Source organism: Weeksella virosa DSM 16922, assembly GCF_000189415.1.
Lineage (GTDB): Bacteria > Bacteroidota > Bacteroidia > Flavobacteriales > Weeksellaceae > Weeksella > Weeksella virosa.
This window is the reverse complement of record NC_015144.1, coordinates 478635-501710: the sequence shown is the minus strand read 5'-3', so window position 1 is coordinate 501710 and position 23076 is coordinate 478635. Positions and strand designations below refer to the sequence as shown.

The 23076-nt window shown below is 37.2% G+C and carries 24 protein-coding genes; 11 read left to right on the top strand and 13 right to left on the bottom strand.

Features of this window, described 5'->3' with window-relative positions; genetic code table 11:
- The first annotated feature begins 4 nt into the window (after nucleotides 1-4).
- The 5 genes from WEEVI_RS02535 to sucD all read left to right on the top strand — a co-directional run bounded on the left by WEEVI_RS02535 (nucleotide 5) and on the right by sucD (nucleotide 4777).
- Entirely contained in the window at nucleotides 5-1393 is a 1389-nt protein-coding gene (locus tag WEEVI_RS02535) for a bifunctional UDP-3-O-[3-hydroxymyristoyl] N-acetylglucosamine deacetylase/3-hydroxyacyl-ACP dehydratase (protein ID WP_013597611.1), read from the top strand.
- A 16-nt stretch (nucleotides 1394-1409) separates the two neighbouring features.
- Nucleotides 1410-2198 (top strand): acyl-ACP--UDP-N-acetylglucosamine O-acyltransferase, encoded by a 789-nt coding sequence (lpxA, locus tag WEEVI_RS02530; RefSeq protein WP_041942233.1) that lies wholly within the window; start codon nucleotides 1410-1412, stop codon nucleotides 2196-2198.
- 25 nt (nucleotides 2199-2223) lie between these two features.
- Nucleotides 2224-2790, top strand: coding sequence for an elongation factor P (gene efp / locus WEEVI_RS02525; RefSeq protein WP_013597609.1), 567 nt, complete (start codon nucleotides 2224-2226; stop codon nucleotides 2788-2790).
- 87 nt (nucleotides 2791-2877) lie between these two features.
- Nucleotides 2878-3813 carry a UDP-3-O-(3-hydroxymyristoyl)glucosamine N-acyltransferase gene (locus WEEVI_RS02520; protein ID WP_013597608.1) on the top strand — a complete coding sequence of 312 codons (936 nt, stop codon included), beginning with the start codon at nucleotides 2878-2880 and terminating at the stop codon, nucleotides 3811-3813.
- Nucleotides 3814-3907: 94 nt separating this feature from the next.
- Entirely contained in the window at nucleotides 3908-4777 is an 870-nt protein-coding gene (gene sucD, locus WEEVI_RS02515; RefSeq protein ID WP_013597607.1) for a succinate--CoA ligase subunit alpha, read from the top strand.
- A gap of 109 nt (nucleotides 4778-4886) precedes the next feature.
- On the opposite strand, the gene WEEVI_RS02510 is transcribed toward sucD, so the two are convergent.
- The 4 genes from WEEVI_RS02510 to scpC all read right to left on the bottom strand — a co-directional run bounded on the left by WEEVI_RS02510 (nucleotide 4887) and on the right by scpC (nucleotide 8294).
- The gene (locus WEEVI_RS02510; RefSeq protein WP_013597605.1) at nucleotides 4887-6023 is read right to left on the bottom strand and encodes a glutathionylspermidine synthase family protein; all 1137 of its coding nucleotides are present in this window, start codon (nucleotides 6021-6023) and stop codon (nucleotides 4887-4889) included.
- Nucleotides 6024-6032: 9 nt separating this feature from the next.
- Nucleotides 6033-6416: a hypothetical protein gene (locus tag WEEVI_RS02505; RefSeq protein WP_013597604.1), complete on the bottom strand. Its 384-nt coding sequence runs from the start codon at nucleotides 6414-6416 to the stop codon at nucleotides 6033-6035.
- A gap of 6 nt (nucleotides 6417-6422) precedes the next feature.
- Nucleotides 6423-6701 (bottom strand): hypothetical protein, encoded by a 279-nt coding sequence (locus WEEVI_RS02500; protein ID WP_013597603.1) that lies wholly within the window; start codon nucleotides 6699-6701, stop codon nucleotides 6423-6425.
- A 105-nt stretch (nucleotides 6702-6806) separates the two neighbouring features.
- Entirely contained in the window at nucleotides 6807-8294 is a 1488-nt protein-coding gene (gene scpC / locus WEEVI_RS02495) for a succinyl-CoA:acetate CoA-transferase ScpC (RefSeq protein ID WP_013597602.1), read from the bottom strand.
- Nucleotides 8295-8486: 192 nt separating this feature from the next.
- Here scpC and WEEVI_RS02490 point away from each other — a divergent pair, with 192 nt between their 5' ends.
- A complete protein-coding gene (locus tag WEEVI_RS02490) occupies nucleotides 8487-9311 on the top strand; it encodes a helix-turn-helix domain-containing protein (RefSeq protein ID WP_013597601.1) in 825 nt (274 codons plus the stop codon).
- Nucleotides 9312-9313: 2 nt separating this feature from the next.
- Nucleotides 9314-9982, top strand: coding sequence for a hypothetical protein (locus tag WEEVI_RS02485; protein WP_013597600.1), 669 nt, complete (start codon nucleotides 9314-9316; stop codon nucleotides 9980-9982).
- On the opposite strand, the gene truB is transcribed toward WEEVI_RS02485, so the two are convergent.
- The 4 genes from truB to WEEVI_RS02465 are packed head-to-tail and all read right to left on the bottom strand — an operon-like array spanning nucleotide 9979 to nucleotide 12757.
- The gene (gene truB / locus WEEVI_RS02480) at nucleotides 9979-10671 is read right to left on the bottom strand and encodes a tRNA pseudouridine(55) synthase TruB (protein ID WP_013597599.1); all 693 of its coding nucleotides are present in this window, start codon (nucleotides 10669-10671) and stop codon (nucleotides 9979-9981) included. The two genes, WEEVI_RS02485 and truB, sit on opposite strands and share 4 nt — an antisense overlap.
- The gene (locus tag WEEVI_RS02475; RefSeq protein ID WP_013597598.1) at nucleotides 10668-11546 is read right to left on the bottom strand and encodes an undecaprenyl-diphosphate phosphatase; all 879 of its coding nucleotides are present in this window, start codon (nucleotides 11544-11546) and stop codon (nucleotides 10668-10670) included. The genes truB and WEEVI_RS02475 overlap by 4 nt, the downstream gene beginning before the upstream one ends.
- 9 nt (nucleotides 11547-11555) lie before the next feature.
- On the bottom strand, nucleotides 11556-11849 hold the full coding sequence (locus WEEVI_RS02470) for a DUF3098 domain-containing protein (protein WP_013597597.1): 294 nt from the start codon (nucleotides 11847-11849) through the stop codon (nucleotides 11556-11558).
- A gap of 17 nt (nucleotides 11850-11866) precedes the next feature.
- Nucleotides 11867-12757: a cell division protein FtsX gene (locus tag WEEVI_RS02465; protein ID WP_013597596.1), complete on the bottom strand. Its 891-nt coding sequence runs from the start codon at nucleotides 12755-12757 to the stop codon at nucleotides 11867-11869.
- 96 nt (nucleotides 12758-12853) lie between these two features.
- Between WEEVI_RS02465 and rsmA the strand changes: the two genes are divergently transcribed.
- A complete protein-coding gene (gene rsmA, locus WEEVI_RS02460) occupies nucleotides 12854-13618 on the top strand; it encodes a 16S rRNA (adenine(1518)-N(6)/adenine(1519)-N(6))-dimethyltransferase RsmA (RefSeq protein WP_013597595.1) in 765 nt (254 codons plus the stop codon).
- 4 nt (nucleotides 13619-13622) lie between these two features.
- Nucleotides 13623-14981, top strand: coding sequence for a magnesium transporter (gene mgtE / locus WEEVI_RS02455; protein WP_013597594.1), 1359 nt, complete (start codon nucleotides 13623-13625; stop codon nucleotides 14979-14981).
- Nucleotides 14982-15120: 139 nt separating this feature from the next.
- On the opposite strand, the gene WEEVI_RS02450 is transcribed toward mgtE, so the two are convergent.
- On the bottom strand, nucleotides 15121-16272 hold the full coding sequence (locus tag WEEVI_RS02450; protein ID WP_013597593.1) for a sensor histidine kinase: 1152 nt from the start codon (nucleotides 16270-16272) through the stop codon (nucleotides 15121-15123).
- A 151-nt stretch (nucleotides 16273-16423) separates the two neighbouring features.
- Between WEEVI_RS02450 and WEEVI_RS02445 the strand changes: the two genes are divergently transcribed.
- Entirely contained in the window at nucleotides 16424-19168 is a 2745-nt protein-coding gene (locus tag WEEVI_RS02445) for a 2-oxoglutarate dehydrogenase E1 component (RefSeq protein ID WP_041942043.1), read from the top strand.
- 14 nt (nucleotides 19169-19182) lie between these two features.
- Nucleotides 19183-20421 (top strand): 2-oxoglutarate dehydrogenase complex dihydrolipoyllysine-residue succinyltransferase, encoded by a 1239-nt coding sequence (odhB, locus tag WEEVI_RS02440; RefSeq protein ID WP_041942042.1) that lies wholly within the window; start codon nucleotides 19183-19185, stop codon nucleotides 20419-20421.
- A gap of 128 nt (nucleotides 20422-20549) precedes the next feature.
- Here odhB and WEEVI_RS02435 read toward each other — a convergent pair whose 3' ends face one another.
- The 4 genes from WEEVI_RS02435 to WEEVI_RS02420 all read right to left on the bottom strand — a co-directional run bounded on the left by WEEVI_RS02435 (nucleotide 20550) and on the right by WEEVI_RS02420 (nucleotide 23076).
- Entirely contained in the window at nucleotides 20550-21248 is a 699-nt protein-coding gene (locus WEEVI_RS02435) for a formyltransferase family protein (RefSeq protein WP_013597590.1), read from the bottom strand.
- Entirely contained in the window at nucleotides 21241-22110 is an 870-nt protein-coding gene (locus WEEVI_RS02430) for a BadF/BadG/BcrA/BcrD ATPase family protein (protein WP_013597589.1), read from the bottom strand. Before WEEVI_RS02430 ends, WEEVI_RS02435 begins: the two co-directional genes overlap by 8 nt.
- A gap of 142 nt (nucleotides 22111-22252) precedes the next feature.
- Nucleotides 22253-22711 carry a DUF4625 domain-containing protein gene (locus tag WEEVI_RS02425; protein ID WP_013597588.1) on the bottom strand — a complete coding sequence of 153 codons (459 nt, stop codon included), beginning with the start codon at nucleotides 22709-22711 and terminating at the stop codon, nucleotides 22253-22255.
- Between the two features lie 38 nt (nucleotides 22712-22749).
- Nucleotides 22750-23076, bottom strand: a complete 327-nt coding sequence (locus tag WEEVI_RS02420) for a hypothetical protein (RefSeq protein ID WP_013597587.1) — start codon at nucleotides 23074-23076, stop codon at nucleotides 22750-22752.

Here is a 23076-nt window from a genome sequence, read left to right as displayed (position 1 = left end):
TTAAATGGCTGATTATCAAAAAACCTTAGCTAAAGAAGCGGTTTTAGAAGGTGTAGGATTACACACAGGTAAACAGGTGAAATTAACCTTCAAGCCAGCTGACGTAGATACGGGTTTTGTTTTTGTACGCACAGACTTAGAGGGTAATCCGCAGGTTGAGGCAGATGCACAATATGTGGTGAGCACCGTCCGAGGAACAACCTTAGAGAAGAAGGGCGTGAAAGTACATACTACCGAACATGTTTTAGCAGCTTTGGTAGGGATGGATATCGATAACTGTTATATAGAAATAGACAATGCAGAACCACCGATTATGGATGGTTCCTCTATCTTTTTTGTAGAAGCGATAGAAAATGCAGGGATTGTAGAGCAAGATAAAGAAAGGGAATACTTCAAAATAAAAGAAATTGTAACCTTCACCGATCCAGAAACAGGTTCAGAAATCACTGCTATCCCAGCCGATGAATATCAAATCACGACGATGGTAGATTTTGGTACCAAAGTCCTAGGAACACAAAATGCAACCCTAAGTAGTATCAAAAACTTTAAAGAAGAAATTGCTAACTCTAGAACATTTTGTTTTCTACACGAATTAGAACAACTGCTCGAAGCAGGCTTGGTTAAAGGAGGCGATCTAGACAATGCCATTGTGTATGTAGATAAAGAAATCACTCCACAAACCAAAGAACGATTATGCAAAGCCTTTAACAGAGAAGACGTATCGATCAAGCCAAACGGAATTTTAGACCATCTATCTTTGCATTATCCCAATGAAGCAGCAAGACATAAATTACTAGATGTAATGGGTGATTTAGCTTTAATTGGCACAAAATTAAAAGCAAAAATTATTGCATCGAAGCCAGGTCACAAAATAAATACTAATTTTGCAAAGAAATTAAATAAACAAATCAAGCTGGCACAACGTAATAAAATACCAGAATTCGATCTGACAAAAGAACCAGTCTATACGATTAATGATATTATAGATTTGTTACCACATAGACCTCCTTTTTTGTTGATTGATAAGGTGATAGAGAAAACTCCGACCAGTTTAGTTGGGATAAAAAATGTCACAATGAATGAACCATTTTTCGTAGGACATTTCCCAAAAGAACCGGTAATGCCTGGCGTTTTGCAAATTGAAGCAATGGCACAATTAGGAGGACTATTAGTTTTGGGAGAATTAGATAACCCACAAGAATATTCGACGTATTTTATGAAAATTGAAAACGCAAAATTCAAACAAAAAGTCGTTCCTGGTGACACCTTGGTCTTTAAAATGGATTTATTAGCGCCTATTCGTAGAGGAATTGTACATATGCGAGGACAAGGATATGTAAACAATACTCTAGCTGTGGAAGCAGAAATGATGGCCGTTATAACAAAGGAATAATTTTTGAATGGAAGTAATGAATCAACAAATGGCATACATTCATCCCACAGCGGTAATTGGCGAAAATGTTACAATTAGTCCTTTTTCATACATTGCCAACGATGTAGAAATTGGCGAAGGGACATGGATCGCTCCGAATGTTACTATTATGGAGGGAGCCAGAATCGGAAAAAACTGTAAAATCTACCCAGGAGCAGTAATATCAGCCGAACCGCAAGATCTTAAATACCAAGGCGAAAAAACACTGACCATTATCGGAGATAATACGACAATACGCGAAAGTGTTACCGTAAACAAAGGAACGGTTGCATTAGGGTATACCAAAATTGGTGACAACTGCCTCATTATGGCAGGAGCCCATATTGCACACGACTGTATTTTGGGTAACAATGTAATTATCGTTAATGCCGTAGGCTTAGCTGGGCATATAGAAGTGGGCGACTATGCATTTGTTGGTGGTTTAAGCGGTGTACATCAGTTTACCAAAATTGGTGCTCATGCATTCATTGCAGGTGCCTCACAAATTCGCAAAGATGTCCCACCGTATGTTAAAGGAGCCAATACTCCTTTGACTTATGCAGGCATCAATTCGGTAGGATTGCGTAGAAGAGGTTTTACATCAGAAAAAATTTACGAAATCCAAAGTATATACCGAATTCTTTTTCAGATGAATTATAACGTTTCTCAAGCATTAGAAATAATCAAAACAGAGTTTCCTGCTTCGGAAGAACGCAACTTAATTATTAATTTTATAGAATCAAGCGAACGTGGAATCATGAAAGGCTACGTTGGTTTGGCACAATAATATTCTAATTTTTATACCAAATACAATGGCAACAACTTCAGATATCAGAAAAGGTTTATGTATCAATTGGAACAACGATACATGGAAAATTGTAGATTTTTTACACGTTAAACCAGGGAAAGGACCAGCATTTGTTCGTACAAAATTAAAATCAGTAACCAACGGAAAAGTATTAGAAAACACTTTCGCAGCGGGTCATAAAATCGATGAAGTGCGTGTAGAAACCCGTAATTACCAATATTTGTATGATGATGAGAACGGTTTTCATTTTATGAATAATGACGACTTCTCGCAAGTCTATATCGATAAGGGACTGATTGATAATCACCAGTTTATGAAAGCAGGTGATGAAGTGAAAATCCTATTCCGTGCAGAAGATGAAGTACCCTTATCTGCCGAATTACCAAATACTGTAATCCTAGAAGTTACCTATACAGAGCCAGGAGTAAAGGGGGATACAGCAACCAATGCAATGAAACCAGCTACCGTAGAAACTGGAGCAGAGATTCGTGTACCACTTTTTATCAACGAGGGAGATAAAGTAAAAATTAATACAGAAGATGGTTCGTATGTAGAACGCGTGAAAGAATAATTTTTAGATAAAATAATCATAAAAAAAGAGCACCTAGGTGCTCTTTTTTTAGAGATATTTGTAGCAAATTATTGACTCAACAACAAAATGAAATTTCCGAGAAAATATACCTTAAAAGAAATTGCCGAAATCAGTGGAACCACGCCCATCGGTGCTGCTGATTTTCCCGTCTATGGTTTGAATGAAATACACCGAGTAGAAGCAGGTGATATCGTCTTTGTAGATCATCCAAAGTACTATGAAAAAGCCCTTAATTCGGCTGCAACCATCGTGCTGATTAACAAAGAAGTAGAATGTCCAGCAGGAAAAGCTTTACTTTTATCGGATGATCCATTTCGCGACTTTGTAAAAATTGGTCAATTCTTCAAGCCTTTTCAACCCGCAACTGATGCTATATCGCCCGATGCAGAAATAGGAGAAGGAACTATAATTCAGCCCAATGTTTTTATTGGGAATAATGTGAAAATTGGGAAGAATTGTGTCATTCATGCCAATGTTAGCATCAACGATGATGCAATTATTGGTGATGATGTAATTATCCGTAGTGGAACCATTTTGGGGGCAGATGCCTTCTATTATAAGAAAAGAGAAAATGGTTATGATCGATTGAAATCTGTGGGCAATGTTATTATAGAAGATGGAGTAGAGATTGGCGCAAATTGTACTATTGATCGAGGAGTAACGGCTTCAACCATTATCAAAAAAGGTTCCGTATTAGATAATCAAATCCAAATTGGGCACGACACCATTATAGGTGAACGTTGTCTTATTGCTTCGCAGGTCGGAATTGCTGGCTGTGTAACCATAGAAAACGATGTAAATATTTGGGGACAAGTAGGGATTACAAGTGGGGTAACAATTGGTGAGAAAACCATTCTGTATGCACAATCGGGTGTGACGAAATCTCTAGAAGGACATCAAGCATATTTTGGTTCGCCGGCAGAAGAAGCCAAAAAAATGTATAAAAAAATGGCACTCACCCAAATTATGTTAAAAGAATACCGAAACAAAACAAACGATTAAACTTTAAATTTAGGTAATAAATGTCCTAAATCATTCGAATAATTTTTATAAATGTAGCGAAGACGTTATATTTGCTCAACAAAAAATAAACATAATGGCAGTATTAGTAAATAAAGACTCTAAAATAATTGTACAAGGGTTCACAGGAAAAGAAGGAACCTTCCACGCAGAACAAATGATCGAATACGGAACCCAAGTTGTTGGAGGAACAACTCCAGGAAAAGGGGGAACCGAACATTTGGGGAGACCAGTTTTCAATACAGTGCGCGAAGCTGTAAAAGAAACAGGAGCAGATGTGAGTATCATTTTCGTACCACCAGCTTTCGCTGCGGATGCTGTGATGGAAGCTGCAGATGCTGGAATCCGAGTTATTATCTGTATCACAGAAGGTATTCCGGTAGAAGATATGGTAAAAGTACAAGCCTATGTTGACCAACGCGATGTTACTTTAATCGGACCAAACTGTCCAGGAGTTATCACTTCAGGTGAAGCTAAAGTGGGAATTATGCCAGGTTTCATTTTCAAACCAGGTAAAGTTGGGATTGTATCAAAATCAGGAACTTTAACCTATGAAGCTGCTGACCAAGTAGTAAAAGCTGGATACGGAATTTCTACAGCGATCGGTATCGGTGGTGACCCAATTATCGGTACAACTACAAAAGAAGCCGTAGAATTGTTTATGAATGATCCAGAAACCGAATGTATCGTCATGATTGGTGAGATCGGTGGGCAGTTAGAAGCTGAAGCTGCTCGTTGGATTAAAGAGCACGGTACAAAACCTGTAGTAGGATTTATTGCGGGTCAAACAGCACCGAAAGGTCGTACAATGGGACACGCAGGTGCAATTGTTGGTGGAGCAGAAGATACAGCTCAGGCTAAAATGAAAATTATGGCGGAGTGCGGGATTCACGTGGTTGAATCGCCAGCACATATTGGTGAAACGGTCGCAAAAGTTTTAGGATAAGAAAAAAACCAGGTTTTATATAAATGAAAAAGGAACTCTATGCAGGAGTTCCTTTTTTTGTTACAATGTTAGAGTTTGCTAGACCGATAAAAAACAAAACCCGAAAAAGCTATTCGATGATATGCGGTACAAAACGACTTTTGTCGGTTGTGATGTATTGATCACTTTCTCGGAAAGTAATTCCACAAGCTTCTTGTCCGATTATCCAGCTCCCAATAATAGCATAAGCTGTTTCTTCTTGGTGCAAATTGGCAAAAGCTTGGTATATAAAACCTTCTTCGCCATATTCACCTGAAGTTTTTTCGAATAATTTTCCTTCTTTTATCACTTCGATATTGGCTCCTTCACGAGATAGTAAAGGTTTTTTTACATAATTTTCCATGCCGTTAGCCGATTCGAAATATGCTTCTAACAATAAAGGATGATTGGGATATAATTCCCATAAAATAGGTAAAATTGCTTTGTTCGATAAAATCATTTTCCAAGCAGGTTCTATCCAATTTGCATTGAATTCGTCATTTTTGATATTGTACGCAAATAGTTCATTCACCATCCACTCCCAAGGATAAAGCTTGAAAATATCGGTAATCGGTTCTTCTTCTAAATCGACAAAGTGGATATTGTTCCAGCCGATTTCATCTATATAAATAAGTTTAGTTTGTAAGCCAGCTTGTATCGCACAGTCTCTTATATATTCTAGATTGGTAAGATCTTCTAATGATTCTCGAACACAAGTAAAATGCACAACTTCTCCTTTGAGATAGGGTTTTAACATTTTCCAGGTTTCGATTAATTTCTCATGTACCGAGTTGAATTGATCTTTCTGTGTTCCGAAGTAATATTCCATCCAAAGCCATTGTACCACGCCACACTCGAAGAGAGAAGTTGGCGTATCGGCGTTAAATTCTAATAATTTTAGCTGTCCATTATGGTAAGCAAAATCGAAACGACTATAAATACTTGGCGCATCATTTTTCCAAGTATCAATCAAATATGGTTGAATAAATTTCGGTATTTTAAATTCATCCAATCGATTATTTGAAATCACATATTCCACTGCATGTAGACACATTTCCCATAATTCATTCGTCGCATCATAAATCTGGTCGGCCTCTTTTTCGCTAATCGAATAATAATAATTTTCTATCCAATACGGGAGATTATTTTCATCGGTATGGTATCCAAAACCAATTTTTTCTACTCGTTCTTGCCAATGACTATCGGCTGTAATTTTTTTCCTTTGCATAAGATTGGGTTAGGATGAAACAGAGCGTGCTGATGAAGATTTGCCGAATCCGTCACGAATTGTTTGTCCTTTGTAGGCTTTCGCTTTTGCAGCATTTGTTCCTACATTCGATTGTTGATGCAATCCTGGACTTGCGTAACCCATACCGCCCGCTAGACTACGGAAAGCCATAAACCAAAGCAACGAACTTCCCATCTCACCAAAATGAGAATTGTTTTGGCTAGCATAATTTTCAGTAACCTCGGTATAAGGTGCAGTAGAATCTGCTCGCATAAAAACTCTTTGTGGATGAGTATCAATAGGTGTTTCTTCGCGATTCATGCACGAGCTGAGTACCGATGAAATCAATACCAATGTAACAACTTTACTGGCTCTTTTATCTTTTTTTTTCATGTTTTATTATTGAATGGTTACGTAAATTGGGATTTTTGTAGAATCTGCAGGCGTGTACTGTTTATGAGTAATCAACGTATCTATCTTTTCGGTTATCATTAAATGGTTCGACCAAATTTTTTGTTGGGTAATATGCAGAACCGAATCACCCTTTATTTGGGTAGATAATACGACCTCTCTAGCCGATTGTTTGTTGATTTGCTCTAAGTTTTGATTGGATTTTTGTGGGGATTGACATGCAAAAAATGCAGTCAATAGAAGTAGAACAGGGAGGATATTTTTCATGTTTTTTTATTGATATTGCACAAAATTACACATTTCATAAAAAAAAAGCACAATTCAGATTGTATCCGAATCATGCTTTGTCTCATAAATTATTTAATGATTGAACTAAGCTTTTTTCATTGTTCCGGTTTCTCTCAATCGAGTGTGCCAAGAGAAAGCCTCTTCTAATAGATGAGGAGTTTGGCCACCTCTTTCTTGGCAGGCTCTTTCGTAGTAGGATAATAATTCTTGTTTGTAGTCTGTATGAGCGCAATTTTCGATAATTACTTTAGCTCTTTCGCGTGGAGCTAAACCTCGTAAATCAGCCAAACCCTGTTCGGTTACTATAACGTCTACATCGTGCTCACTATGGTCTACATGAGTCACCATCGGAACGATACTGCTGATTTTTCCGTCTTTTGCGGTTGATGAAGTTACGAAAATAGAAAGATAAGTATTGCGAGCAAAATCACCCGAACCTCCAATTCCGTTCATCATATTGGTGCCGATGACATGTGTAGAATTAACGTTTCCGTATATATCACATTCTAACGAAGTGTTGATCCCGATAACACCTAAACGTGCGATAACTTCTGGTGAGTTACTGATGTTTTGTGGGCGAAGAACAATTTTGTCTTTATAGTTATCGATATGATGAATTACACGATTGTAGCATTCTGGCGAAACAGTCATTGCAGAAGCAGAGGCAAAAACTAATTTTCCAGAATCGATTAAATCAAAAGTAGAGTCTTGGAAAACTTCCGAATACATCGTTAGATTCTCGAAATCAGAATCGATCATCCCGCCCAAAACAGCATTCGCTACTTTACCTATTCCGCATTGCAGAGGCCGAAGTGAGTTGTCTAATCGACCTTGCTTTACTTCGTTTTCGAGAAAGCGAACAATATTTTTTGCTATTGCTTCTGTTTGCTCGTCTGGTGGAGTAATATCGCCAGGTGCATCTTGAATATCTTGAAAAACAATGGCTACAATTTTTTTAGGATCAACTTTTATCGTATCTGTCCCAATACGGTCGCTTGCACTACAAATATTGATGGGTTTATTCTGGTGTTCATTTACCGAATAAATATCATGGATACCACGAATGTTTTTGGGGATAGATGTATTGATCTCTATTATCAATTTTTGGGCATTTTCTGCAATCGCTACATTGTTCCCGATAGAGGTTGTTGGGACTAGGTGTCCATCTTCTAGAATTTCTGCAACCTCAAGAACGCCTACATCAATTGGAAATGTACCGTTCGAGATTAAATCAGAAGTTTTGCTTAGATGTTGATCGACAAATAAAACATTCCCGTTGTTTATCTCTTTGCGCAATGTTCTATCTACCTGAAAGGGTAAACGTTTGTGTAGCGCATGATTATGAGCAAGAGCTCCGTCTGTGTCGTGCCCCAATGATGCCCCAGTTATCAGTGTAATTTTTATATTTTCTATCTGGTTTCTTTCAGCAAGTGCTTTCAAGACTACCTTCGAGTCGCCACCACGGGTAAAACCACTAGATCCGACAATCATCTGATCCTTGAAGATTTGTGCAGCTTCTTGGGCTGTCATCACCTTCGAGCGCAGTTCGTTGTTGGGGATTCTCTCTATCATGTTGTTTGTAAATTTTTTCACCGTGTTTTTCTGCTAAATATTGAAGTGATTACAAATTTCGTACAAAATTGTTTTAATATAAAATCATAAAATGCCATTTATTTATCTTTTCTAGACATTTCCTATGTGTTCTTCGTACAATAAACCCAAATATATTCTTATCTTAGGAATCTCATTATAAAATTAAAAAGTATGTCTGGCAAACAGAAAGAACTTCTAAGTACCCGTTACTATCTTACCGAAATAGACAAAGATCCTAGCTCTATTTTTTGTTATCATAACGAGATTAATGAGCCAGAAGTTGTCGAGCATCAGCATGATAAAGGACAGTTTTTGTATTGCGAAGGTGGTATTGTATATGTGACAATAGGCAAGGAGACGTATTATTTGCCAGCGCGTCATTTTATTTGGATTCCGCCCAATTTTGTGCACAGTATTCACCCAAGTTCTCCACAGATCTTTATGCGAAATTTATATTTCCCGGTGAAAGAGACTGATTCTGAAAGTTTTTTTCATAAAGTAGGGATTTATCCAACTTGTAATTTTTTGATGGAGTTTATTCTTTTTTCTAAACAATGGAGAGGCGATATAACAGCCAAAGATTCTTCTTCGTTTACGATTGCCAATGCATTTAAAGAATTATTGCCGAAACTCAATAAAAATAGTCTAAAATTATCGTTGCCTTACCCGACAGACGAGCGTTTGCAAAAAGTAATAATGTATTTGAAGGATAAGATGGATAGTTCGATTACGATGAAAAAAATTTCAGATGAATTTGGGTTTGGTGAACGTTCCTTGTCTAGACTATTTCAGAAAGATGTGAAGCTTACATTTGTTCAATACTTCACTATTTTACGGATGTTGAGAGCTTTAGAGTTATTAATCGAAGATAAAAACTCGATTAGTGAAGTTGCTAACATGGTGGGGTATAGTAGTTTACCAACTTTCAGCAATACGTTTCAGAAGGTAGTTGGCGTTAGACCAACCGATTATTCGAAGAAAAAGGATATCTTGTAAGTATGAAAATTTATCATGTAAGTGGATTGGGTGCGAACGAAAAAGCTTTCTCGAGTCTTCAGCTTCGTTCTGGTTTCGAGTTGGTAGACTTGCCTTGGTTATTGCCCGAATCCGACGACGAATCTCTTGCACATTATGCAGAAAGAATGTTGTCACCTATCAACCTGAATGAGAAATTTATGTTGATGGGATTGTCATTTGGCGGAATTATTGTGCAAGAGATGAACCGTTTTGTGAAGCCGGAACACAATTTCCTTATTTCGACTGTGAAAAATCGAGAAGAATTACCTCCTTATATGCGCTGGTCTTCACATATCAATGCACATCGATTGATGCCTTTAGGATTTATAAGTTCTAATTCTTTTTTCTCTTACACGGTAATGCGAAAGTTATATTATACCAAAAAAAGAGATTCTATAGACGATATTTTTCAGTATAGAAACAAAGCATATTTACGATGGTCGATTCACAAAATAGTCCATTGGAAACATTCGCAACAGTATAGAGAAAATAATGTCACCCATATTCACGGTAATAAAGATATTGTTTTTCCTATTCAATATATCAAAAATCCGATTGTAATCGATGGTGGTACGCATATAATGGTTCGGCAAAAACCTAAAAGAGTAAGTGCTGTAATCAATAGAGTTTTGGATGATTATTTGGGTTAGTTTTCTGTGTCGGCGATGAGATTCAGTACAGAGTTGTCTGCATCTTTCAGTGCATAATCTCCGATTTTAGTACGGCAAAGTGCAGTTAAATATCCTCCGACCTGAAGACTTCTACCAAAATCAAAAGCCAAAGACCGTATGTAAGTCCCTTTGCTACAAACGACTTCGAAATCGACAAAAGGTAACTCGATACGAGTGATTTTGAAGGATAAAATTTCTATTTTTCTCGGTTCTATTTCGATTGTTTCTCCTGCTCGAGCGATTTCATACAAACGTTTTCCGTCTTTTTTTATGGCCGAATGTAGAGGCGGAACCTGATCAATCTTCCCTATAAATTGTTTTGTGGTCTCATGGATTTTCTCTTCGGTAAGATGTGCAGTCGAGAATTGGCAATCCTCCTCAGACTCTAAATCATAAGTCGGTGTAGTGGCATCTAGTTTGATTGTACCAGTGTATGTTTTATGTTGTGCTTGAATCTGATCGATTTGTTTGGTCATTTTCCCACAACAAACAATTAACAGCCCAGTAGCTTTAGGGTCTAAAGTACCTGCATGTCCTACCTTTATTTTTTTCAATTGATAGGTTTTCCTAAGATTCCAACGGATTTTATTCACTACATCAAAGGACGTCCAATCCAATGGTTTGTCGATCAAGAAAACTTGTCCGTTTTGTATATCTTCAACGGTCATTCTTTGGTAGGATTAAAAGTGATATCGGCTTGGGGTATTTCGGTTACGTTCTCTTTTTGGGGTTGATTCCAGAAGTAAATCAACAAAACAACTCCGATAATGATACGATACCACCCCCATACTTTGAAACCATATTTGGTAAGGAAAGCGATAAATGTTTTAACGGCAATTAGAGCCACGACAAAAGCGATTATATTGCCTAAGGCAAAAAGCATAATATGATGATTGTCTTGTAGAATCATTTCGTAGCCTTTCATTTCGTTGGGTGTTCCTTTACCCCATGTTTTCACGAAGATCGAATAAACCGTAACGGCCAACATGGTTGGTACAGCCAAGAAGAAGGAAAATTCTGCAGCAGCTTTTCTACTCAAGCCTTGGGTCATTCCCCCGATGATAGAGGCGGCAGAGCGGCTTGTGCCAGGCATCATTGCTAGGCATTGCCAAAAGCCAATGATAAATGCTTTTTTGTAAGAGATTTCTTTTTCGTCGAGTATTTTTGGGTTTTTAAACCATTTGTCACAAAAAATTAGAATCACTCCACCGATGACTAAAACCGTTGAAATGGCAATTTGGTTACCCAAGACAGCTTCTATTTTATCATCAAATAGATACCCCAAAAAAAGTGCAGGGATTACAGCGATGATTAATTTTAGATAGAAATTGAAGTTCGAGAAATCGAAAAATTTTTTCCAATACAAAACTACAATAGAAAGGATGGCTCCAAATTGAATCGAAACTTGAAACATTTTCAGGAATTCACTTTCTTCTAAACCCAGCAAAGCAGCGGTGAATCCCATATGAGCGGTAGAAGAAATAGGTAAATATTCGGTAAGACCTTCTATTATTGCAATAATGATGGCTTCTAATGTATTCATAGAGTGGTATTATTCGGTTTCTTTTGATGAGGTTAAAATAGCATAGATTTCGAGTACAAAACCAATAATAATAAGGATTGGGGCTAGTCTTATTCGGGTAAAAGAATAGATATCTTCGTTCCAATACGTTGGGTCATAGGTGCCATCGGGTTGTGTATTGGCATCATGTCCGGTCATAAGAAAAAAACCGAGAATGATGCATGCTATACCGATTCCCATGAAAAGGTAATTTCTTTTACCGAACAAAAATGGTACGTTTTGCTTTTTTCCCGACTGATAAATGCTTGTGTTTTTAGAGCCCATAAGTCCTGTATAATGTCTTAATATAATTGATCTGTTTTTAGACGTAAATATCTCCAAGAAGCGAAAAGCGTACTCAAGACGGCGATAATCATCCCTAGGCCAATCAAGAGAATAATCAAGAAAGTATATTTATCGTTCCATAATGTGTAGTTGACCGTATTAGCGAAATAATACCACAATCCACCCAAAATAAGAATTGCAACTGTAGCACCAATCAGGCCCAAAACAGCACTTTCTAACAAGAAAGGGGCAATAATGAATCGTCTACGCGCTCCTACCAATTGCATGGTTTTGATACTGAAGCGTTTGGCGTAAATTTTCAGACGTAACGAGTTGTTGATGAGAATAATAACAATGAACAAGAAAACACCTGCAAAGGCCATCAACCAAAAGGTTATTTTATCGATACTGTTGTAAACCTGCACCATGAGTTGATCATCGTTCACGACTTCGTCTATGATAGGATTACGCTGGATGATAGATTTGATGCTATCGATTTTCGATGGATCAACATAGTCGGGTTTGAGGGTGATTTGGACCGAAGCTGGATAGATATTTTCTTCGAACAAAGAAGTATCGTCGATGCCTAACTCTTGTTTGGCAATTTTTGATGCATCTTCTTTGCTGATATATTTAGTGGATTCTATAAAAACATGCTGAGTTTTTAGCGAATCGATATAGTTGGCTTGGTTTTCTATTTCTTTGTCTTGTTGCTTGGCGTCGTATTCATTTCTAAAAAAGGCTTCTAATTTTAGTTCTCTTTTAATATATTCAGCATAACTTTGAGCATTGATAATAATTAAACCAAAAATACCTAAAAGAAATAAGACCAAAGAGATACTAATTACTACAGTAAAGTTGGAAGATCGAAGTCTTCTCTTTTCGAATTTCTCGCTCGTTTTTGACATTTGGGTTATTTTTGGGGCTAAGATAAAAAAAACTTGATTGCAAAGAAAAGATACAACCAATAAGTTGGTTAAACATATCATAAAATTACAGAAAACTTGAAAGTAAGAGCAAAAAAACATTTAGGTCAACATTTCCTTAATGATGAGCAAGTGGCACAAAAAATCGCCGAGGGACTTACTTGGGACAATTATCAACAAGTCTTAGAGATTGGTCCTGGGATGGGGGTGTTAACCAAATATATATTACAGGCCAATAAAAAAATATCGGTTGTAGAAATCGATACCGAATCGGTTGCGTATCTAGAGGAGAATTATGTGCCTTTTTATCCCGATTTGATTATTTATGAAGAAGATTTTCTGAAGATGGATTTTAGTCGTTTCACAGATGATTTGGCTGTTTTAGGGAATTTCCCATACAATATTTCTTCGCAGATTATTTTCAAGATACTAGAAGAAAAAAATAAAGTGCCCGAAGTGGTAGGTATGTTCCAGAAAGAAGTTGCCGAACGTATTGCAGCCCCAAAAGGTAGTAGGGTTTATGGCATACTTTCTGTGTTAGCACAGGCTTTCTATCAAGTAGATTATCTGTTTACAGTAAGTGAAAACGTTTTTACGCCTCCACCAAAAGTAAAATCGGGCGTTATCCGGATGAAACGTTACCGATCAACTTTACCCGAAGTAGATGAGAAACTTTTCTTTACTGTGGTAAAAACTGCTTTCAATCAACGGCGAAAAACATTACGCAATGCACTAAAATCTTTGGGTATTCCCGATACGATGAAAGAAAATGAATTGTTAAATTTACGAGCAGAACAGCTAAGTGTAGAGGATTTTCTAGAACTAACAAAAAGAATGAAGTAAACCTATGAACGAAGAAATTACAAAAGAGCATATCACTGATCTAATAGCCGATATAAAAGACCGCAACGGACGAGCGGTAAAATCGCTAATAGGAGATTTGCACCCGGCAGATATTGCCGAAGTGATGAGCGAATTATCTGTAGAAGAACAATCTTTTGTTATTGATTTGTTGGATAATGAAGTCTCGGCAAATGTACTCTTAGAGCTTGAAGAAGAGGATCGGAAAAAAATCCTAAAAACTTTCTCGGCAAAAGAAATTGCAGAAGAAGTAATCAACGAAATGGATACCGATGACGCGGCCGATGTAATTAGCGAATTATCCGATCGTAAGAAAGTAGAAGTTATTTCTCAGATAGAAGACCCCGAACATGCCAAAGAAATTGTCGAACTACTAAAGTACGACGAAGACACCGCAGGTGGTTTGATGGGAAAAGAATATATCAAGGTTTACAAAGATTGGTCGATCATTACCGCAGTAAAGCAAATGCGCAGGCAAGCAGAAGAAATGGAAGAGGTATTCTCCATTTATGTTGTAGATAAAGATGAACGATTGTTAGGGATTTTGAGTTTGAAAAAACTTTTAACGACCTCATCAAACACCAAAATAGAAGATGTTTTCAATGATAAGATACAATATGTAAACACCTTTACGACCGATGTAGAAGTAGCCAATGTGATTACCAAATACGACTTATACGAAATTCCGGTAGTCGATGAATTGAAGCGTCTTGTTGGGGTAATTACAGTAGATGATGTAATAGATGTCATCCGTGAAGAAGCCGAAGAAAATTACCAATTAGCAGCCGGTATTACACAAAATGTAGATACCGATGACTCGATTTGGCGCTTGACACGTGCAAGAATTCCATGGCTATTGATCGGTATGTTTGGTGGGATAGGAGCCGCCGGAATCATGAATGGTCTGAGTGAAGAACTAGCCCAATATACCATTCTCTTAACTTTTGTACCTCTGATACAATCCACAGCCGGGAATGTAGGGATACAATCTTCTGCGATTATAGTGCAGAGTTTGGCAAATGGATCGTTGAAAAATAGCAGTGTACTGAAGTTGTTAGGTAAAGAGTTTTTACTCGGATTGCTCAACGGACTCATCATTGCAATAGTCGTTTTATCAATTAGTCATTTTGTGTTTGGGACGAGTTATAAAATCTCTCTAACCATTTGTTTGGCTCTTATTACTGTAATTATTAATGCTGCTATTATCGGGACATTTATCCCAACATTATTACATAAGCGTGGAATGGATCCGGCTGTCTCTACAGGGCCATTCATTACGACAAGTAACGATATATTAGGGGTGTTTATCTATTTTATGATTGCAAAAATGATTCTTGGCTTTTAGGCATTACTCAGTATAAAAAAAAATAAGATATCGCTAGAAAGAAGTCTACAATGTTGTAGGCTTTTTTATGTTTGAAAAAAATATTTTCAACACTCAAGTCCTTTAGATTTGGTTAAAGATTAGTTTTTAATAAAAAAAATTATTTTTTTAGGACAATGGTAAATTCAGTGCCTTTCTCTTTAGACGAATGTTCGATGTAGATTTTCCCTTTATGGTAATCTTCTATGATTCGTTTGGCAAGCGATAAGCCAAGTCCCCAACCTCTTTTTTTAGTGGTGAATCCAGGTTCGAAAATTTTCTTTTGCAGTTTTTTCGGAATACCCGGCCCAGTATCTTGCAAACTAATTACCACCGTATCTTCGTAATCGGTAAGATACAAACCAATCAAGCCTTTGTTTTCCATGGCATCGGCGGCATTCTTCATTAAGTTTTCGAGTACCCAGCTAAAAAGTGGTTCGCTGAGGTTGAGCAGAATTTCGTCATCGGTAGCATGAAATTTAAATTCGATATTACGGGATAATCGGTTGCGTAAATACTCCATTGTTCTTCTAGAGACATCGACAACGTTGCTAGGTTTTAGTTCGGTTGATGACCCAATTTTCGAGAAACGTTCGGCAATCTGATTCAATCGATATACATCTTTTTCTATTTCCTTCACAGAGGTTTGGTCGATCTCTTCGAGTTTCAATAACTCTATCCAGCCCATCAAAGAAGAAAGGGGTGTGCCAATCTGGTGTGCTGTTTCCTTTGCCATTCCGGCCCATAAATAACTTTTTTCGGTTTCTCTCAACGTCTTGAAATACCAATAACTGAAGAAAATAAACAAGCTAATCAAGCAAATAAGAATCAACGGATAATATCGTAATTGATTGAGCAAATCTGAGTTTTCGTAATAAATATAATTTTTCCCAGTTGGTAGAATAATTTCGATGGCTTCATGCGATTTACGCAAGTTTTTGAGGTATTTGGCAATTTTTTTATCGTTATCACTAATTTGCGAAGGAACATTTTTGGTTTCTAAAATCTCGAAATTCTGATCCACCAAAATAACCGGAATCGAAGTATTATTCTCGACAATCTTGAAAAGAAATTCTTGCACATGAGAATCAACAAAGTCAGTACCGCTCAAGATTTCTAGAGCTTTAGCATAGGATTCTACCTTTTGTTTTTCTTCTAGCTTTAGTTTGTTTACAAAACGAGTACTTACGTAGAGCGTGCCGCCAAAGAAAAAGCAGATGAAAAGAAAAAACAACCAACGATTAATAGGAGTATTTTGAAAGAATTTCTTCATTAAAAGTTGAAATAACTAAATATTTCTTCAAAAATAAACGAATTATTTTAATGTTTGTTTTCATAACAAACGATAAAAATGATAAATGTAATTTTTTTAAATGTTGAATAAACCCTATTTTTGTAACTCAATCTCACAGAGAGTAATTTTTATGGATCGTTTTTCATTTTTAAACGCCGCTCATATTAATTATATAAGCGACTTATATGACCAATATCTCCAGTATCCTGATAGTGTTGATGCTGGTTGGAGAGTATTTTTTCAGGGTTATGATTTTGCTAATCAGACCTATAATGGTGAACCCCTATCAAGCGAAACTTCTGGCAACACTGATCTTGTGCCAGAAAAAGTTCAGAAAGAATTTAACATTCTTAATCTGATCGATGCTTACCGCACACGAGGACACCTTTTTACCAAAACAAATCCGGTTAGGGAACGCAGAAAATGGTCACCTGACCTTGATATAGCTCATTTTGGGCTTACCGATGCTGATTTGGACGAAACCTTCAATGCAGGAAGCGTTATGGGAATTGGTGGGCCACGAACGTTGCGTGAGATTATTCAGCACCTAGAAGGCTTGTATTGCGACTCTATCGGGGTAGAATATATGTATATCCGAGACCCAGAGAAAATTCGCTGGATACAAGAATGGTTGAATAATAATCTCAATCATGTTCAGTTTACCAAGGAAGAAAAAGAACGTATTTTATCAAAACTAAACGAAGCGACCGTATTCGAAAACTTCTTAAACACCAAGTTTGTAGGACAAAAACGTTTTTCGGTAGAAGGAAACGAATCGTTGATTCCAGGTTTGGATGAATTAATTAATACTTCAGCAGACAAGCATGGAGTAGAAGAGGTAATAATTGGGATGGCTCACCGTGGACGTCTTAATACTTTAGCAAATATATTTAGAAAACCTTATTCGCACATTTTTAGTGAATTCGAGGGAAAACCTTTCGACGATGATTTGGTTGCTGGGGATGTGAAATACCACATGGGATCTTCTACAAGTGTAGAAACAGTGGGTGGTAAAAAAATCAAAATAAATTTAGCACCGAATCCTTCACATCTAGAAACTGTTGATGCAATTGTGTTAGGGATAGCACGGGCTAAAATAGAGCAAGATTATCAAGAAGATTACTCGAAAGTATTGCCAATCAATATACATGGTGATGCTGCAATTGCGGCACAAGGAATTGTATACGAAGTAGTTCAAATGATGAATCTGGATGGCTACAAAACAGGAGGAACTGTTCATGTTGTAGTCAATAACCAAATTGGCTTTACAACGAATTATTTAGATGGGCGTTCGTCAATATATTGTACCGATATAGCAAAGGTTACCCTTTCTCCTGTAATGCATGTTAATGCCGATGATGCAGAGGCTGTAGTACGTGCAATGCGATTTGCAGCCGATTACCGAGCCCGTTTCCAGCAAGATGTTTTTATCGATTTGTTAGGATATAGAAAATATGGGCATAACGAAGGAGATGAGCCTAAATTCACTCAGCCAAAATTATATTCTATTATTGCTAAACATCCGAATGTTCGTGAAATATATAAAGACAAATTGTTGAAAGAAGGAACAATCGGAGAAAATATCGTAGCAGAAAAAGAAAAAGAATACAAAGATTTGCTGGAAGAAAAATTCAACGAATCGAAAACAATCGAGAAAAATACCTTAGATGCTTTTATGCCAGAGGTATGGAAAGATTACCATATTGCTACAAGAGCAGAAGTATTGGCGAAAGCCGATACAACTTTCCCGAAAGAGAAATTGAAAGAAATTGTCGATACGATTGCAGTTGTACCAGAAGGTAAAAAGCTTATACGTAAAGTTTCTCGTTTAATAGAGGCTCGAGCAAAAGGAGTTGCCGAAGACAAGATCGATTGGGGGACTGCTGAGTTGATGGCGTATGGAAGTGTGTTGCTCGAAGGATATGATGTTCGCTTGTCGGGTGAAGACGTAGAGCGAGGTACTTTCTCTCATCGCCATGCAGTCATCAAAACAGAAGACACAGAAGAAGAAATTATACTTCTTAATGAAATAAGAAAAGAACAAGGAGTTTTCCGTGTATACAATTCGTTGCTATCAGAATACGGTGTTCTTGGTTTTGATTATGGGTATGCAATGGCTTACCCGAAAGGGTTAACTCTTTGGGAAGCACAGTTTGGTGACTTTGCTAACGGTGCCCAAATTATTATCGACCAATACATCTCAGCTGCTGAAGACAAATGGAAAATGCAAAATGGTTTGGTAATGTTATTGCCTCATGGGTACGAAGGTCAAGGAGCAGAGCATTCATCTGCTCGTATGGAGCGTTTCTTACAACTGGCAGCAGAAAACAATATGTTTATTGTAGACATTACGACACCTGCAAACTTTTTCCATGCATTGAGAAGACAGGTAGTTACCAATTATCGTAAACCATTGGTTGTCTTCTCGCCAAAATCACTGTTACGACATCCAGAAGTAGTTTCAACGATGGATGAGATTGCAAACGGTGAGTTCCAAGAAATTATTGATGATGCAACAGCAGATCCGAAAAAAGTAACTAAATTGGTTTTCTGTACAGGTAAGATTTATTACGAATTGAAGAGCTACAGAGAAGAGATAGGAGATGATAAAACTGCTCTAGTTCGTATCGAGCAACTGTATCCTATCGACGAAGAGAAGTTGGAGGCTATCATCAAAAAATACAAGAATCAAAAACAATTAATCTGGGCACAAGAAGAACCAGAAAATATGGGTGCTTGGGGGTATATCTTACGCAAGTTTAGAAAATTACCTTTCGATGTTGTTTGTCCTGCAGAGAGTGGTTCACCAGCGCCAGGCTCAAGCAAAACATCCGCCATCATACAACAAGATACAATAGAACGAGTTTTTAAATAAAGATAATAAAGCTAATAGATATGTTAGAAATGAAAGTCCCATCACCGGGAGAATCCATCACCGAAGTAGAAATCGCTACTTGGTTAGTACAGGACGGTGATTATGTAGAAAAAGATCAGCCGATTGCAGAGGTTGATTCAGATAAAGCAACCTTAGAATTACCAGCAGAAGAAAGTGGTATCATCTATTTGAAAGCAGAAGAAGGAGATGTTGTAGAAGTTGGGCAAGTTGTTGCTCATATAGATACAGCTGCTGCAAAACCTGCCGGAGGAACAGAAGCACCAAAAGCAGAAGAAAAACCAGCAGAAGAAAAACCAGCAGAGGCACCAAAAGCAGAAGCTCCGAAAGCTGCACCACAAGCTGCAGCAACCTACGCTACGGGGACACCTTCACCAGCGGCTAAGAAAATATTAGACGAGAAAGGAATGGATGCAGCTCAAGTTGCAGGTTCTGGACGCGACGGACGTATCACAAAAGAAGATGCCGTAGAAGCTAAACCATCTATGGGCACAAGCAACGGATACGGTTCTAGAGCTTCTACATCAAAACGTATGTCATCTTTACGTAGAAAAATTTCTCAGCGTTTGGTGGCTGTTAAGAATGAAACAGCAATGTTGACTACTTTTAACGAAGTAGACATGACCGAAATTTTCCGCTTACGCGAAGATTATAAAGAAGCTTTCAAAGCCAAACATGGAGTAAGTCTTGGATTCATGTCTTTCTTTACCAAAGCTGTAACTCGTGCTTTAGAATTATATCCGGAAGTAAACTCAATGATCGATGGAGAAAATCTCGTATCGTACGATTTCTGTGACGTATCTATTGCAGTTTCTGGTCCGAAAGGATTAATGGTTCCCGTATTGCGAAACGCAGAGCTATTAACTTTCCGTGGTGTAGAGCAAGGGATTAAAGAATTGGCTATCAAAGTTCGTAATAACAAAATAATGCCAGACGAAATGACTGGAGGCACATTTACTATTACCAATGGAGGTGTTTTTGGGTCGATGATGTCTACGCCAATTATCAACCCACCACAATCAGCTATTTTGGGAATGCACAATATTGTCGAACGACCAATCGTGAAAAACGGTGGAATCGTAATCGCACCGATGATGTATATTGCTATGTCTTATGATCACAGAATCATCGATGGGCGTGAATCGGTAGGATTTGTTGTAGCTGTAAAAGAAGCTATCGAAGACCCTGTTAACGTACTGATGGGAGGAGATCCAAAGCGTGCTTTAGAACTTTAGGTTAAATTAAAACATAAGCTCGTTTATATACAAAAAACGTCTCAAAGTTATTTTGAGACGTTTTTTTGTGTCGGCTATTTTTTTACGTTAGAAAAAGACTTCTATCATTTGTTATGGTAGGATGAGTCTTACTTGAGGAACTTTGCTTTATACATTTCGAATCCTTTGATTAAATTTTCCTCTATCGCTTTTGGCATTCGACGAGTAGCCTCGTATTGTGTTGTTGATAGAGAAGGAAAATCTGTCTTGTTCGGGATAAGTTCGATGGCCTCGACCAGCATTTCAATCTCCATTTCATATTGTCTGTATGCTACCGCATGAAAAGTGTCATTCGAATACACCGGTACATATTTCTGATCAATTAAAAATCCAGCATCGGCTTCTGTGTCGATAAAATGCGTTGTAACGCCAATTCTTTCATTTTTCATGATTGCCCATTTCAGGGAATCTAAACCTCTTGTAAAAGGTAAGTATCCTGGGTGTGCATTGATGATTTTATGTTGCTCTACCAATTGATTAGGGAGAAGTCCAGCGCCCGCTATCAGTATAAAATCTGCTTTCAGGTTATGCAACTGATCATTTAGTGTATCGCTAGTTGTGGTAGAGAATTGATAGCCCAAATGAGAACAAAATACTTCTGGTGAAAGATCAATTGCTCTACTTGGTCGATGTTGAAAAATAGGTACAAAAGGATTTTCTCTATGAATAAAAGGCAAAGCGAAAACATGCACATGGGTGTAATTTTTTGCCTTTAGATGAAACAGAACATCTTGTGTTTTGCGGTGCGGTGTGTTGTATGAGATTACCGCAATGGTTGAGTTAAGCATTGTCTGATAGTATATATTGAGTATGATATTCGACCAAATCGTCGATTGGTTTTCTAATAATATGACCAACCGTTAAATGCATTTCTGCAGCTGCTGCTCTGATAATATCTTCGTAATAATGAGCAATAGAGCCAATAAAACACATTTCACATTCTCTTGCTTCTTTATACGGTGAAATCTGAACTTCTATGAAGGTTTTCATCGAATCATATATTAATCGTTGAATGTATGGGTCGTGTTTATTTTCGTAGGCAAACTCGCTAAAGGAAGCTAAATAAGTATTGGCAAAATTATTACTATAAACATTTTCATTCAACACTTCAACCGTTAGGTTATTGTATTTTTTTTCAAAAGCTTTTGCCAGTTGCTCGGGCATTTTCTTATTAAAATACGCACGAACTATTTTTTTGCCTAGATGATTTCCACTTCCTTCGTCTCCTAGGATAAAACCCAAGGATTTTGTTTCCTCTCGTATATTTTTCCCGTCAAAATAACAAGAATTAGAACCAGTTCCTAGTATACAAACGATTACGGGTTTCCCTTTATAGGCTGCATAACACGCCCCTAGTAAGTCGTGATTTACGGTAATTTTTGTGTTCTCTGGGAAAAATTCACCTAACCCATTGTAAACAATTTGTATGTTTTTTTTATTAGATACACCTGCACCATAAAAAAAAACAGCCTCTACTTGATCTTTGCTGGTAACCAAGTCTTCGTTGCCAGCTAAAACACTTGTAATGAATTTAGAATCTACATAATAAGGATTAAAACCAATGGTTGTTGTTCTAAATAACTCTTTTTTGTTATTATTTAATGCTACCCAGTCGGTTTTTGTAGAGCCACAATCCGCGATAATAATCATAAGATGATTTATTTAGTTCTGATTTGTTTGCTAAATTAATGATAACATAAAAGTATAAAAAATTTATTATGTTCTCGTTTCTCTTTAGAATGTAATAGAAAAAAAGCCGGTAATTTACCGGCTTTTTTATAATCAATGGTATTTATTTTTTATGTTCATGACCATGATCTGCAATTTCTATTTCGATATAAGTTTTTCTTTCGTTTCCTGACTTATCGATTGCAATAATCCCAAAATGATAATGCCCGTCTTGTATGTTGTGAGGAATTTCGATTGAACGTTTTACAGCATATCGAGAAACATTTCCGCTAACTTTTTCATCAAATTTATAATTCCAAGGTTCAGCTGCAGTACGGTGTTCGTGGGTGTGTCCGTCACCTGCATAATGGATATCTATTTTATAAGAAGATATAGCTCTGTCATCTGTGATTACTGCATCAACGTTTATAGTTTCACCAACATGTAGATGTTGCTCGTTTTTAGGAGAATTGATTGTAATCGAAGGTTTTGTTTGGTCGATTGCATCATCATCATTAGAACATGAAAATGCACTTATTGCGAATAAACTAACTAAACTGTATTTTAAAAAATTGGTTGTCATTGTTGTATGTTTTTTAAAAAAAATTAAAAAATTAAAAATTAAATTAAGTAAGGTTGGTTCTTATTGGTAGGATAAATTGGCGGACCACGAACATAACTTTTGTGCAGTACTTTGCGCAGCACCATACCGAATGTGTACATATCCTCATACGGTTTTTCTGCAAAAATCATCCAAGGCGATGGTTGTGTTTCGGTGTTATCGGGCTCTACATAAATCCCGAAATGTATATAATCTGAACACTGATGAGGAAAGACTTTATGAAGATCTTGCTGATGCTGAAGTACATGCAAATAATTATTCATTGGCACTGAGAGGAGCAGTCCGATGAAAACCAATAAACTATATGTTTTGTTTTTTTGTTGCAT